This window comes from Pedobacter sp. BMA, assembly GCF_001027745.1.
Lineage (GTDB): Bacteria > Bacteroidota > Bacteroidia > Sphingobacteriales > Sphingobacteriaceae > Pedobacter.
This window is the reverse complement of record NZ_LECU01000007.1, coordinates 200,196-214,928: the sequence shown is the minus strand read 5'-3', so window position 1 is coordinate 214,928 and position 14,733 is coordinate 200,196. Positions and strand designations below refer to the sequence as shown.

Annotated in this window: 13 protein-coding genes; 3 read left to right on the top strand and 10 right to left on the bottom strand. The window is 44.3% G+C overall.

All coding sequences use genetic code 11. The features are described from left to right. Genes glp through AB669_RS17385 form a run of 4 tightly spaced genes read right to left on the bottom strand, consistent with a single transcriptional unit; the run spans position 1 to position 3,862 of the window. The gene (gene glp / locus AB669_RS17400; protein ID WP_047800614.1) at positions 1-1,182 is read right to left on the bottom strand and encodes a gephyrin-like molybdotransferase Glp; all 1,182 of its coding nucleotides are present in this window, start codon (positions 1,180-1,182) and stop codon (positions 1-3) included. A 3-nt stretch (positions 1,183-1,185) separates the two neighbouring features. Then, entirely contained in the window at positions 1,186-2,166 is a 981-nt protein-coding gene (gene moaA / locus AB669_RS17395; RefSeq protein WP_047800613.1) for a GTP 3',8-cyclase MoaA, read from the bottom strand. Then, a complete protein-coding gene (locus AB669_RS17390; protein ID WP_047800612.1) occupies positions 2,163-2,753 on the bottom strand; it encodes an NTP transferase domain-containing protein in 591 nt (196 codons plus the stop codon). Before AB669_RS17390 ends, moaA begins: the two co-directional genes overlap by 4 nt. Continuing rightward, positions 2,753-3,862 (bottom strand): XdhC family protein, encoded by a 1,110-nt coding sequence (locus tag AB669_RS17385; RefSeq protein WP_047800611.1) that lies wholly within the window; start codon positions 3,860-3,862, stop codon positions 2,753-2,755. Before AB669_RS17385 ends, AB669_RS17390 begins: the two co-directional genes overlap by 1 nt. Positions 3,863-4,154: 292 nt before the next feature. On the opposite strand from AB669_RS17385, the gene modA reads away from it, so the two are divergent. The 3 genes from modA to AB669_RS17370 are packed head-to-tail and all read left to right on the top strand — an operon-like array spanning position 4,155 to position 6,227. Then, positions 4,155-4,922, top strand: coding sequence for a molybdate ABC transporter substrate-binding protein (modA, locus tag AB669_RS17380; RefSeq protein ID WP_156166774.1), 768 nt, complete (start codon positions 4,155-4,157; stop codon positions 4,920-4,922). 7 nt (positions 4,923-4,929) lie between these two features. Next, positions 4,930-5,601: a molybdate ABC transporter permease subunit gene (modB, locus tag AB669_RS17375; protein ID WP_047800610.1), complete on the top strand. Its 672-nt coding sequence runs from the start codon at positions 4,930-4,932 to the stop codon at positions 5,599-5,601. Next, on the top strand, positions 5,598-6,227 hold the full coding sequence (locus tag AB669_RS17370; protein ID WP_047800609.1) for an ATP-binding cassette domain-containing protein: 630 nt from the start codon (positions 5,598-5,600) through the stop codon (positions 6,225-6,227). Before modB ends, AB669_RS17370 begins: the two co-directional genes overlap by 4 nt. Before the next feature lies 1 nt (position 6,228). Here AB669_RS17370 and AB669_RS17365 read toward each other — a convergent pair whose 3' ends face one another. The 6 genes from AB669_RS17365 to AB669_RS17340 form a co-directional block, all read right to left on the bottom strand. After that, a complete protein-coding gene (locus AB669_RS17365; RefSeq protein WP_047800608.1) occupies positions 6,229-8,469 on the bottom strand; it encodes a xanthine dehydrogenase family protein molybdopterin-binding subunit in 2,241 nt (746 codons plus the stop codon). A gap of 22 nt (positions 8,470-8,491) precedes the next feature. After that, complete coding sequence (locus AB669_RS17360) at positions 8,492-9,511, bottom strand: xanthine dehydrogenase family protein subunit M (RefSeq protein WP_047800607.1); 1,020 nt, start codon at positions 9,509-9,511, stop codon at positions 8,492-8,494. Beyond that, complete coding sequence (locus tag AB669_RS17355; protein WP_047800606.1) at positions 9,504-10,016, bottom strand: (2Fe-2S)-binding protein; 513 nt, start codon at positions 10,014-10,016, stop codon at positions 9,504-9,506. Before AB669_RS17355 ends, AB669_RS17360 begins: the two co-directional genes overlap by 8 nt. A 161-nt stretch (positions 10,017-10,177) precedes the next feature. Then, on the bottom strand, positions 10,178-10,996 hold the full coding sequence (locus AB669_RS17350; protein WP_047800605.1) for an alpha/beta fold hydrolase: 819 nt from the start codon (positions 10,994-10,996) through the stop codon (positions 10,178-10,180). Positions 10,997-11,215: 219 nt separating this feature from the next. Then, a complete protein-coding gene (locus tag AB669_RS17345; protein WP_047800604.1) occupies positions 11,216-13,168 on the bottom strand; it encodes a sigma 54-interacting response regulator in 1,953 nt (650 codons plus the stop codon). Between the two features lie 172 nt (positions 13,169-13,340). Beyond that, complete coding sequence (locus tag AB669_RS17340) at positions 13,341-14,732, bottom strand: sigma-54 dependent transcriptional regulator (protein WP_047800603.1); 1,392 nt, start codon at positions 14,730-14,732, stop codon at positions 13,341-13,343. Position 14,733 lies beyond the last annotated feature (1 nt).

The following is a 14,733-nucleotide window of genomic DNA, read 5'->3' as shown; positions in this document are numbered from 1 at the left end:
TCACGCGTGAGGTATCAACAATACGCTTACGATTTCTCCTGCTTTAAATTGTTCGCGCTCTTCATCCAGCTGAATCAGGCAGTTTGCCTGTGCAAAAGAACTCAAACGATACGACTCCTGCGCACCAAGTGGCGTGGCTTTCCCGTTTTTGAAGTTTCCCTTCAGAAAATGAGTCAGTCCTTTTGGTTTCCGATAATCGTGGGTCAGCACCCCCTCAAACGCATGTACACTGTTTTCCTTATTGGATAATCTTTTTATTGCCGGTAGCACATAATTATAGTAACAATTCAGCACTGATGAGGGATTTCCCGGAAGACCAAAAATAACTTTATCTCCCTTTTTTCCAAAATATAAAGGTTTTCCGGGTTTCTGTTTCACTTTATGGAAAACCTGCTGAACACCACAGGCGGCTGATGCCTGAAGAACGAAGTCGTAGTCGCCAACACTAACTCCGCCGGTTAATAATACCACATCACTGTTCTCCAAAGCTGTTTTCAAAACCGCTGTCAGCGCTTCGAGTGTATCCGCTGCTGTCAATACTGTTACAGTTGAGATGCCTTCCTGGTACAGTGCGGAAGCGAGCGAATAAGAATTGGATTCATAAACCTGTCCAAATTTTAAAGGCAAACCAGGTTGCTGCAATTCATCACCTGTGAGGATGATGGCAATTTTAGGCATGGGGTAGACCTCCACTTCACTAATTCCTATTCCGGCTAAAAAGGCCAGTGCCGGGGGACTAAGCAGATTTCCTTTTTGCATGGCCAGTTGTCCAGCAGTGATTTCTGATCCAATTTGCCGGACATTAGCGCCTGGCAGCAGTTGTTCATCATCAAAGCTAATTTGATTCCCGTTTCTGGTCACTTTCTCCTGCATTATTACCGTATCGGCCCCTTTAGGGAGTGGTGCCCCGGTAAAAATTCTTACTGTTTCACCGGATTGTATTGTCAGTTCATGTGCGGTACCTGCAGCCATTTCACCAACCAGCAGCAATTCCTTTCCCTTATCTTCAAATATAATGGCATAACCATCCATAGACGACTGGCGAAAGGCCGGAATATTGAAGGCTCCTAAAATATCTTTTGCTAAAATGTGGCCTGCGGCATTCAAAAGCTGTTTAATCTCCGGTTGCAGGGCAGCTGTATGCTCGGTGATCAGCTGTTTCGCTTCACTTACACTGATCATGTCTTATCCTCCAATGGTTATCATGCTCCGGTTTTTGATGGCGTCGGCATCAATGTTTTCAAAATTAGTGATGAGCTGTCCGCCGAGTTCCTTTTTCTTGCTCCAGATGGAAGCTTTGATCAGGGGCAGGACATCTTCATTCTTTCGCAATGCATTCAGCAGATCGGTTTCCCCGTCGGAAAACAAACAGTTTTTAAGTTTCCCGTCGGCGGTGAGTCGCATCCGGTTGCAGGTGCTGCAGAATGGAGCAGTCATGGTGCTGATCACCGCAAAAGATCCTTCATGTCCGGGGATCATGAATGCCTTTGCTATATCGTGCGGGGCAGATTTCACAGGTAAGGTGATAAAATCTTGTTCAATGAGGTTCAGGATTTCCTGGTAGGAAAACATCTTATTGCTGGTCCACTTATTACCGGTAAAGGGCATAAATTCTATAAACCTGATCTGGATGGGGTTGTGTTTTGTCCAGTTGATGAAATCTTTGATTTCTCCATCATTCAGACCTTTCATCACCACCATATTGATTTTAACCGTAATTTTATGTTGCAGCAATAGTTCTATATTACTCCGTACCTGGTGGAATACATCCCGTCGGGTAATCATGAAAAACTTTTCAGGTTGCAGGGTGTCGAGGCTGATGTTTACGGTTTTGATACCTGCTTCGATTAAAACCGGCAGCATTTCGGCAATCCTTGTACCGTTTGTGGTGATTACCAGCTCTACGGGAAGTTCGCCGAGGCCGCGGATAATTTCAGCAGCATCTTTACGTACGAGAGGTTCTCCACCTGTAAGGCGGATTTTTTTTACGCCCTGTTCTACAAAAGTCTTTGCAAGGGCCAGCACTTCATGAGGTTGCATCAGGCGTGAGGCCGGAGTAAAATCGTAATCCTCTTCCGGCATACAATAAAAGCATCTGAAGTTGCAATTATCAGTTAACGATATCCGCAAATAATCATGCACCCTCCCAAACGAATCTTCTATCATTTACTGTTTATTAAATTATTATAGTCTTTTTCGGTATCTATATCAATTTCTCCCATTTCAAACGGAATACTTGCCACATCCTCAATATACTGTTTTATTAAACCTTTTGCACCATTTGTGCCGTTTAAAGTTAACAATTCTCCGAAGTATTTTTTGTTGAACAGTGCAGGGGTGCCAGTTGTTTTCGCATATGTGCAGGTGATGATATTTTGTTGAACAGTATTGGACTTATTTACCAGGTCATTGAGTATGGAATCTGAAATATAAACCTGGTCGGCAACCATAATGATGATGTTTTCCAATTGTGCATTTTTTGCGAGTGCTGTCTGAAGTCCGAAGGCAATACTGGATGACATCCCTTGTTCCCAATCCGGATTTATGGCATAAACCGCTGCGGCATGTCTGGAATGCCCTAGAATCTCTTCTGCATACGCACCAAGTACCACAACTATCGGGCGGAATGCGGTATTCAAGGCAGCTGTGACCGCAATATCCAATAACATCTGTCCGTTGTAACGAAGCAATTGCTTTGGTTTTCCCATTCTGCTTGAATTACCTGCTGCCAGGATAATGATACCAGTATCCATTAATTACTTTTTGAATCGTATACGTGTATGGGTTGTTTTTTCTCTTTAAGCATGCCTGCTGATGCACCTGCAAATAATGCTTTTATTTCTGCGATCACAGAAACTGCAATTTCTTCTGCAGTTTCGGCACCAATATCGAGTCCGATGGGCCCATTTATTCTGGCTTCCTGTGCAGATTTTCCGAGTTCTTCCAGCATTCTGACCAATTTCTTCTTTGGCCCTAAGGTGCCTATATAGGGGGCTTTAGTTTCCAGAAGCAGATTCAACAGGGCAGTATCGTAATTGTAGTTATGCGTCATCAGTACAAAAGCAGTTTGCCCGTTTATTTCTATCAGGGGAATAAGCTGCTCCGGTTTTGCCACCAGAACCTGCTTAGCTGTGGGGAATCTTTGTGTGGTGGCATGCGTTGGCCGGCCATCGGCTACGATGATTTCCCAACCTAAAATGTTTGCCATCCCGGCAAGGGGCTGTGCATCGTTTCCGGCGCCTGCAATGATGAGTTGAATAGGCGGCGGAATGAACTCCAGGAAAGCATCGAACTCCTCTGCTCCGATGGCATAAGATTCGAATCTCGATAATCTGAGTTTCAATACATCAAATGCATCATTTTTTAATGTACCTGAAATTTCCTCCGAAACTTTATCCAGTATGTGGTTTTCCCTAAACAACATGACTGAGCCAGGTTGCGTTTTGCTGTTTAACGAAAACAGGGTCGCAATTACGCAGTTTTCTCTTAATCTGTTTGCTTCCTTTAAAATTTCAATGGGATTGAGTTGGTCTTCAGCAAAGATGGGTTCGAAAAGGATGTGCACAATGCCGTTGCAACCCAGCTGGACGCCGAATTTAGCATCGTCCTCATCTGTGGTATCGTAGGTAACGAGTTTATTTTCACCCTGATGAATGGCTGAAAGTGCTTTCCTCAATGCATCGCCTTCCAGGCAACCACCACTGATGGCACCCGTAAGCATGCCGTCGTCGGTAACCAGCATTCTGGCGCCAGGCCTTCTGTAGGAAGAACCCTCTACTTTAACCACGGTTGCCAATGCCGACTTTTTACTTTCGGCTATGGCTTTCTGGTAAGCGCCGAGGATATCAACAATCTCTTTCATATAGGGAATATAACAGCTAAACTACGAAACCGGTGTGAAATAAAATCAAATACTTATGGAAACGGTAATTTTGGTAGATATATCCGTGATTTATATAAGCACTGCCCCGGAAAATCGCGGGATATTTGTAAATTTGTTGCTTTAAACACTAATTTTAGCTAAGTGAAAACCATTTTTCACTCACAGATTCTACCTTTATTGCCAGTCCAGAATTTTCAAATCCCGTTATCAAAAACTAGATGAACAAGTATTTTTCCAGCATAATTCTTCCATTATTAACAGACATTTGAAGATGATAAAAAGATCTAAAGGTTTTGGTTTTATAATGCTCATTGTATTTGCCGTACAGGTGAGTTCGCATGCACAAAAGCTACGTATTGCTGTGGCGGCGAATGCGCAGGGAGTCATTAAAAAGTTGCAGCTTGATTTTAAAAAGCGCACGGGTATTGAAACAGAAGCGATTATTGGTGCCTCCGGAAAACTCACTACCCAGATTATGAACGGAGCACCCTATGAAGTTTTTCTTTCGGCGGATACTGATTTTCCAGATAAACTTTATGCCGGGGGTTACGGACTTCAAAAACCTAAGCTGTATGCCCTGGGAAGCTTAATCATTTGCGGATCTGTTTCGGGTGATATCAAAAACTGGCAATCTTTGCTGGTGAACGAACGTGTTAAGAAAATAGCCGTTGCCAATCCTAAAACGGCACCTTATGGCAGGGCCGCCGAGGAAAGTCTGAGTTTCTTTAAACTGAACGAACAGATTGGTTCGAAGCTCGTGTTTGGGGAAAGCATTTCCCAGGTGAATACCTACCTGCAAACAGGTGTGGTGGATATGGGCTTTACTACAGAAGCTTTTTTATATGAAAATGTTGATCAGTCAAAATTGAAATGGGCGAGGGTGGACCCCAAAAGCTACTCCCGACTTGAACAAGGTGTTATTTTGCTTAAATATTCGAAACAAAGGGGCGGAAAGAATGCTTTAAAGTTTTATGAATATTTGTCATCAGCCGCTGCAAAGAAGATTATTTCCGGCAATGGCTATCGATTACCCGAATAAAAAATAAATGGATCTGGAACCAATATGGCTAAGTATGAAGCTGGCAATGATTACAACAGCTATCCTGTTGTTTATTGGAATACCTGCGGCTTACTGGCTTTCGCGTAAACAAACCATTTTAAAGCTCATTGCAGAAGCCATCATTACCATGCCACTGGTACTGCCGCCTTCTGTACTTGGATTCTACCTGCTGCTTGCATTTAGCCCGAACAATGGTTTTGGAAAATGGTTGCACCAGCACTTTAGCCTGCAGCTGGTTTTCTCCTTTCCGGGATTGGTAGTGGCATCTATTCTCTACAGCCTGCCCTTTATGATCAGTCCGGTGAAGGCGGCTTTTTCTCACTTGCCCGGATCGATGGCTGAAGCTTCCTACATGATGGGTAAATCGAAAACAGAAACTTTTTACAAGGTATTGTTGCCGAATATCAAAGCTTCTGTTTTTACAGCTGCCGTACTCACTTTTGCACACACATTAGGCGAATTTGGCGTTGTACTGATGATTGGCGGAAACATACCAGGAGAAACGAAGGTGGCATCGATAGCCATTTATGACGCGGTAGAAATGATGGACTACAGTTCTGCAAATCGCTATGCGCTCATTTTATTTGCGATCACATTTATAATCGTCATCAGTGTTTTTGTAATTAACAGAAACGCTGTTAAAAGCCCTTTCGAATGATCAGGATCGCTATTGAAAAAAGAACAGGTCCGCCTACAAGCTTCGAACTTAAGGTTGATACCAGTTTTCGTTTAAATGCGGTTACGCGAATATCCGGACCTTCGGGTGTGGGCAAAACCACATTGCTGAAGATGATTGCCGGTTTTATTCATCCTGACCGGGGAACGATCAGATCTGGTGATGAAGTTTGGTTCGACGGTGACAAGAAGTATTTTAAAAAAGTTCAGGAACGCCATGTTGGTTTTGTTTTTCAGAACTATGCGCTGTTCCCCAATATGACTGTCGAGCAGCACTTGCGCTATGGTACAGATGACCAGCGCTATGTGGATGAATTGCTGCAGCTCGGCGAAATCGAGGCATTGCGCAACAGGTATCCAAAAGCCCTTTCCGGCGGACAGCAGCAACGCCTAGCCATCCTCCGGGCGCTGGCAACGAAACCCAGATTGCTCCTGATGGATGAGCCATTTACTGCATTGGATTCTGCGCTTAAAACACGTCTGATTCACCGGTTAAGCGCTTTGTTTTCATCACAGCAAACTACCGTGATTCTGGTGAGCCACCAGGATACGGAGCTTGATGATAAAAGCGATGTATTTCACCTTAATGGCGTTGAGGAAACCGGCTAGTTTAACCGATCAGCTCGTCGAAATGGATGGGCAGTTTATAAATGCGTTTCCCCGTTGCATGGAAAATAGCATTGGAAATGGCGGCCGGCATGCCTACCAATCCAATTTCTCCAACGCCCTTCGTACCAATTTCATTGATTAACTCATCCTGCTCTTCAGCAAAAATCACATCAAGTTCGCCAATGTCTGCATGAACAGGGATGTGGTACTCCCCAAGATTGGTATTGATGTATTTACCAAGGTTGGTATCCATAATTGTTTCTTCGTGCAATGCTTTGCTGATTCCCCAAACCATTGAGCCTAAGATCTGGCTTTTTGCTGTTTTGGGGTTGATGATTTTTCCTGCGGCAACAGCAGTAACTGCACGGGTTACGGTTACTACGCCTAAATCCTTGTCTACTTCTACTTCTACAAACGAAGCGCTGTGGGTGGCGAGACTGTATTTTCTAAGTTTAAGCATGTGCGGTTTACCCATGTTGGTGGTTTTAATCGGGCGACCGTTGTTGAAAGCGATGATATCTTTTAAAGTGATAAAGATTCCGGGGTCGCTTTTCAGGCATAGCTGTCCAGCGGCAAAAAATACCTCTTCCTCTGCAATTTTATGAAAAGGGGAATGGGGAATTTCACCAGCTTTCTTCAAAAGTTTTTTACGCAGTGCTTTAGCTGCAATGACAATGGCTACTCCTGTGGATGAAGTAATTGCTGAACCACCCTGAAACATGGAAAAAGGCTTTTTGCTGTCGCCATATTGAAAATCTACTTCTTCGATAGATAGCCCCAGTTCATCTGCTGCAATCTGCGTCATTACCGTGAGCGTTCCTGTTCCGATATCTGTCGTCGCGTTGTTCAGCACAAGTTTACCATCACTCGTGATCATGGCCTCCACGCGGGCTGGAAACTGAAAGGCATCCCATATTCCGGTAGCCATTCCATATCCTACCAGTTTGTTACCACGGGTCATGCTTGCGGGTTCAGGACTGCGTTTGTCCCACCCAAATCTTTCGGCTGCCTCCAGGTAACAAGCCCTTAAAGCCTTGCTGGTATATGGCTTTTTACTGGAGGGATCCATATCCGAATAGTTAATCAGCCGAAGCTCCAGCGGATCAATTTTAAGTTTGTAGGATAGCTCATCCATGGTGCACTCTATGGCGTGCAGCGCAGTGCTACCACCGGGGGCGCGCATATCCATCGGCGTATAAACATCCAGCGGCACTACTTTCTGTTCAAACAGTGTATTTGGCGCCGGATATAGCCTGTGGCTCCAGGAAGCTGTAGGTTCTGTATAATCTTCAAAATTTGAGGTTTCAGCAAGTACCCGGTGACCAAGGGCAGTCAAGCGGCCATTAATATCGCTGGCAAAGCGGAGGGTTTGTATAGCAGGTGGACGGTGACTAAAAGAAAACATCTGCTTTCTATCCAACACCACGCGCACATTACGTTCCAGATGCAGTGCAGCCATTACGCAAAGAAATAACTGATACTGCGGGCGAAGCCCTGAGCCAAAAGCGCCCCCAACGAATGGAGCCAAAACCCTGACGTTTTTGTAGCGAAGTCCGAATATGTTGGCTACGTAAAGCTGATTGTTAATGGTGCCCTGTGTTTTATCATATATGGTGAGTTTCCCCGGACCTTCATACACCGTTGTTGTAGCGAAAAGTTCGATGGGGTTATGGTGTTCCGTGCCATGGTGAAATTCGGCCTCTACCTTAACAGCAGCATTAGCGAAAGCCTCATCGAAATCACCGGTTGGCGGCGGTGGGGGTGGTTTTAATGCAGTTGCGAAACCTTTTTTTGCAGCCCTGGCCTCGCCAATGTTCTGGTCGAGGCTGGTTTGAAAGTTTTTCTCTTCAAATTCAAACCGGATCTGGGTTGATGCATACCTTGCGGTTTCGAAATCTTCAGCTACAACCAGCGCAATCGGCTGACCGTTGTACAGGATGTTTTCATCATGTAATGGCTTGAACACCGTGCCTGGAGGGGCATCCATGTCGGTATATTGTAAATCGAACCAGGCCAGCTTTGGACGGTTTTCATGTGAAAGTACCTGAATGACCCCCGGAATGGCCATGGCTCCTGAGATGTCGATGTTAATAATTTTTCCTTTGGTAACGGGGCTGTTAACCACGTAACCATGAAGTAAATTGTCGGCCTGATACTCTGCCGCATATTTTGCTGCACCTGTTACTTTTAACTTTCCTTCTAAGCGGCTTATTGGTTTACCAACAGTTTTATTCAAGTCCATTCCAGTGTTATATTTTGTTCAATTATGCAGCGGGTTGTGCACCCGGAAGTTGTGTTTCAGGACGAAGCGCCATCAGGCAGTTTCGTATGATCGCTTTTTTAGCGAGTTTAATTTTGAAGTCGTTATCGCCAAAACCTTTTGCTCCCTTTAAAATCAGATCGGCCGCAAGGGCAAAGTTTTCTTCAGAAGCGGTTTTACCTTCCAGAAACTGTTCAGCTTCAAATGATCTCCAGGGCTGATGCGCTACCCCGCCCAGTGCAATTCTGGCATCGCTGATGATTGACCCATCAAGGGTAAAAGTTGTAGCAACCGAAACCAGTGCAAATGCATAAGAGTGGCGGTCACGAAGTTTCAGATAGGAGTAATTTCCTTCAAAGCCCTTTTCAGGCAGATCGATTGAGGTGATGAGCTCATTTTTTTTCAGGTTGTTATCCAGATCGGGCCTGTCTCCAGGCAGGCGGTGAAATTCCTTAAACGGTATGGAGCGGGCGCCTTCCGGTCCGCTAACATTTACCACTGCATCGAGTGCAGCCAGTGCTACACACATATCGGAAGGAAAAACGGCGATGCATTGCTCACTGGTTCCGAGAATGGCGTGCATGCGGTTATAGCCGTCTTTTGCAGGACATCCGGAACCCGGATTGCGTTTGTTGCATGGCACTTCAGGATCATAAAAATAATAGCAACGCGTACGCTGTAACAGGTTTCCTCCGTTGGTAGCCATGTTTCTGATTTGCGCAGATGCTCCCGCAAGAATCGCTTTTGAAAGCAGCGGATATTTCTGCTCCACGATCGGGTGATAGGCAGTATCTGCATTTTTTACGCCAGCACCAAGCCTCAATCCGCCGTTTTCCAGCTGCTCAATATTTGAAAGTTCGTTGAGGTGATTGATGTCTATGAGTTCCGCAGGGTTGGTAATGTTGTATTTCCATAAGTCGATCAGGTTCGTTCCCCCTGCAATAAATGAGGTCTTTTCACTGGCGGCCACCAGGGTCACCGCATCGTCAATGTTTGAAGCTTGTTTATACCCGAAATTATTCATAGCTGCCTCCGTCTTTAACCTGCATAATGGCGTCAATAATGCCCACATTTGCGCCGCAACGGCAAAGGTTTCCGCTCATCAGTTCTTTCACTTCTGCTCTTGAATTTGCTTTGCCTTCCTTAAGCAGGCCAATTGCGCTGCAGATTTGTCCGGGAGTACAATAGCCGCACTGAAATGCATCGTGATCGATGAAGGCCTGTTGGATGGGATGGAGTTCCTCTCCGTTAGCAATGCCTTCCACGGTGGTAATATCAGCACCATTTTTCATTACAGCGAGCGTAAGGCAGCTCAATACTCTCTTTCCGTCGCACAACACTGTGCATGCGCCACACTGCCCATGGTCACATCCTTTTTTAGTACCGGTTAAATTGAGGTGATCGCGGAGACAATCCAGAAGGCTTACCCAGGGCTCAATGGATAGTGTGGTATGTTTCCCGTTTATGGTTAAGTCAATCGTATGGCTGCCGGCTGACGTTTGCTTTAGGTCCTGCGTTTCTGTTAGCATAAAATGGCTTGTTAGTTGTGCCTTGTTATGTTGCTAACATTTAAAATCAGGTATAAGTTTTATCAGGGGGGAAATATATGGCCTGCCGGTTTATTTGAGTATGCGGAAAAACTAAACAGGCCCGGAGCGGTGCCGGGCCTGTTTAGCTTAATACTGAATCATTATGATTTAATGAATTCGAGAATATCTTTATTAATCGTTTCTGCTTCAGTTGTTGGCATACCATGTGGGAAGCCAGGGTATGAGATCAACTTACCGTTTGGCAGGAGTTTAGCTGCGCGTGGTGCCTGGTTAAACGGAACAATCTGGTCGTCTTCCCCGTGCATTACCAGAACCGGAATGTTTACACTTTTTAAATCTTCAGTAAAATCAGATTCTGAAAAAGCTTTAATTCCGGCATAATGTGCCAACACAGACCCCATCATCCCCTGGCGCCACCAGTTGTGTTTAATGCCTTCCTGCACTTTCTTGCCCTCACGGTTCCATCCATAAAAGGCAACAGGGAAATCATAAAAATATTGTGCTCTTGTAAAACCGGTTCCCTGGCGAATCTCATCGAAAATTGACATGGGAACGCCTTCCGGATTGCTTTCATTTTGAACCATAATCGGCGTTACGGCGCTGATTAAGATTGCCTTTGCCACGCGTCCTTCACCATGCTTTGCAACGTAACGGATCACTTCACCGCCACCAGTGGAGTGGCCGATGTGAATGGCATCTTTCAAATCAAGTGCCGCAGTCAATTCTGCAATATCGGCTACATAGGTATCCATGTCATTGCCATTAGCGCTTTGTCCTGAACGTCCGTGTCCACGTCTGTCGTGCGCAATTACGCGGTACCCCTGTTGAAGGAAAAACATCATTTGTGTATCCCAGTCGTCTCCCGACAATGGCCATCCATGATGAAACACAATTGGTTGTCCTGTTCCCCAGTCTTTGTAATAGATTTCGGTTCCGTCTTTTACTTTAATAGTACTCATAGCTTTTGTTATTAGATTAAAAAATTAAATGTTTATAACAGCCTTCAAATCATTTGTTGTAGGAGAGGTCGCCTGATCTGAGCTTCGTATATTTTAACAGTTTGTTTAATTCAATTTGTGAGCCATTTATGTAAGTATCTGATAATGAGTTTATGGTGTGTTTATTTGTGTTTAATTTGTGGCTTTATATCGTTAATTTACGTTTTGAAAATGTCTAACTTACTTCACGAATTCAAATTTGATCCCCAGCTTTTTAATTTTGGAGTTTAAGGTAGTTGAAGGAATGTTCAGGATTTCGGCAGCGCCGCCAGGACCAAAGATTTTACCTTTGCACATTTTCAGGATCGTTAATATATGCGCGCGTTCCATTTCTTCCATTGTCCTGATTTTAGATTGATCTTCTCCGGAGAACCTTGTGGCGGAGGCCGCGACAGGAAGTTCAATATTATTGATGGTTTCTCCCTCAGTTAAAAGCATAGTCCTTTCGATCAGGTGCTCCAGTTCGCGGATATTTCCCGGCCAGTCGTAACCCTGTAATTCCTTTAAAACATCTACTGAAATTCCACTCACCGCGGACGATCCTGACTTACGGTACTTGTCGATAAAATATGCCGCCAAGGCAGGGATATCTTCCTTTCGTTCTCTCAAAGCCGGAAGTTCTATAGGAAAAACGTTAAGGCGGTAATACAGGTCGAGACGGAATCTGCCTTCAGCGACTTCCTTTTCGAGATTCCGGTTGGTTGCGGTGATGATTCTGACATTTATTTTTTTGGTGTAGTTGCCCCCTAAACGCTCGATTTCCTTCTCCTGAAGCACTCTTAATAATTTTACCTGGGCTTCCAGTGGCAGTTCGCCAATCTCATCCAGAAATATTGATCCGCCATCGGCTTGCTCGAATTTACCGATGCGTTTTTCATTTGCGCCTGTAAACGAGCCCTTTTCATGTCCGAAAAGTTCGGATTCTATCAACGTGAGCGGTAATGCGGCACAGTTCACGGTGATCAGAGGTTTATTTTTTCGTGGGGATAACTGGTGGATGGTGTGCGCGATCTTTTCTTTTCCGGTACCACTTTCACCTAAAATTAACACAGAGGTATCATCGGGCGATACCAATTCCATTTTTTTAAAAGCGGAGTGTAATAGCGCGCTGTTGCCGATGATGCCATGAAAATCGTTGGGGGTTTCGCTTAGCGCTCTTCTAACCACAGGCTTTTCCAGGCTGATCAATTCAGGCGGAGCTGATGGGGTGAAGACCTCTTTACTATATATAATTTTGTCTAGTACCAGTTCAAGGCTTTTATTAAACTGATTTAAAATTCCTGTATGAACTTTGGTATAGAGGTCGGTGAGGTGGTTAAAAAAAATGAACTGGAATATTTCTCCTGACCTTTCCACTTCAGTAATCAGTGCAGACTCCAATTTAAAATGATCGGAGAGGGTTTGTGTCCACGGACTTTCCATTCTCAGTTTACGGAAATCGTATCCATTATAAATTGCCTTCCCATTATGGCTCACTGCCGATGCATTCCAAAGCTTAAAGTCGCGCATAGAAACGCCGGTTTCTTTCAATAGGGCCTCATGGTTGAGTACATTGAATTTTCCATCCGCCATCCGTGCGATATTTACATCTTTGGCGGATGTTTTCGGGATAGATTTTGTGATCCAAAGGAAATCGAAGGGTACTACAGGGTATATAGCAGCGCTTACCTGCTTCAGGCGTTCAGCAATTGATTCCTGCTTTTCTGCGATATGCTCGATTTGTTTGTGAATTGACGGCTCCGCATGTTGGTTATATTTTAGGTTTTGTTCGTGGCGGTATTGTGCGATGTCGAGCATCACCATCAGGTCTTTTTCACGAAAAGGTTTAACCAGAAAGCCATATGGCAAGGTCGCTTTTGCGGCTTCCAGTATCCCCTGATTGGTATTTGCCGAAATGTAAATAAAGGGAATACCCATTTCAGTGAGCTGCCCGGCCAGGTCGATTCCAGTTTTGTCGCCCTGCAGAAAAATATCGAGCAAAATCCAGTCGGGTTCTTTGGTGCCGATCAGTTCTAGTGCTTTGACCACTGAAGGGGCGATTCCGCAAACTTTATAACCTGCCTTTTCGAGCATAATCCGAAGATCATTTGCTACAATAAATTCGTCCTCTACGATTAAGATTTTCTGTTTCATTTTTCTTTTTGGCGAGCGTAATTTAAACCAGTAATAATCGAAAACTGATTGAGCGCTTTGATGTGGTTCGGTAATCACAATAAAAATACCAATAGTTAAGTTGTTGTTGGCTAGTATTTTATTGATTTAATGCGTTTTTTAAAATGATGATATATCGTCAATTTACTAAATGTCAGGATCGTTTGATCTCCAGTTTTTTAATTTTAGAGTTCAGTGTAGTGGCTGGTATGCCCAAAAGCTCAGCCGCTCCTCCGCTTCCTGCAACTTTCCCTCTACATAGTTCCAATACCCTGATAATATGGTCTTTTTCGTTGTCGCTGATCGATTTTATTGCAGTAGAGGCTGGTGGTAAATCATTCATCAAACCTATTTCCAACTGGTTTGAATCCAGTTTTCCGCTAGTGGAAAGGAGCACATTTCGCAGAATCAGGTGTTCCAGCTCTCTGATATTTCCGGGCCAGTTGTATTGCATTAAACGATCAATAAATTCAGCAGGGATTTCAGTGATGCTTTTGTTTAAGGCTTTTTCATGCTTCTGAACAAAATACCTTGCAAGCAAGGGGATGTCTGATTTACGCTCATTAAGCGATGGAACATGAATCGGGAAAACATTGAGGCGGTAAAAAAGATCCAGTCTGAATTTTCCTTTTGCAATTTCTTTCTCGAGATGGAGATTAGTGGCTGCAATTATTCTGAGGTCGACAGCAATAGGGCATTTGCCGCCAATGCGCTCTATTTCTTTCTCCTGCAGCACCCGGAGTAATTTTGCCTGAAGATCGAAAGGCATTTCACCAATTTCATCCAGAAATATGGTCCCTCCGTTAGCTTCTTCAAACTTTCCAATCCGGGTGGTGATGGCTCCGGTGAATGCACCTTTTTCATGTCCGAACAAAATAGATTCAATCAGGTCGTGCGGTAGAGCAGCACAATTCACAGCCACCATAGGCCTGGCTTTTCTGGGCGACAAACGGTGAAGGCTTCTGGCCACTTCTTCTTTTCCTGTACCACTTTCCCCGGTAATCAATACCGATGTATCCGTTGGTGCTACAATCTTTATTTTATCTAATACATTCAGCAATGCCTTGCTTGTACCAATGATATTTTCGAAGTCATTGTTGGCAACAACAGGGTTGTCATTTTGTTTATGCCTATTGGAAGGTTGAAGTCTGCTGGTGCTCCGCTTCATTTGATTACTGTGTTCTTTCCGGTACCTTGCAATGTCTATGCTTAATAAAACATCGCGCTCGCGATACGGCTTTACTATAAAACCATAAGGACTGGTTAATTTTGCTGCATCCATCACTTTTTCGTTGGAGTTTGCAGAGATGTAGATAAAGGGAATTTCCCTTTCCATCAGGTGATGGGCCAGATCAATTCCTGTTAATCTGCCTTTCAGATAAATGTCTAAAAGTACCAGATCAACCTCCTGTTTGTCAAGTATCTCACGGGCATTCTTTACAGAACTGGCTACTCCTGCCACTAGATAGCCGGCATGTTGTAAAATCATTTGCAAATCGTGAGCAACAATGAACTCATCTTCAACAATTAAAATCTTTTCAGTCATC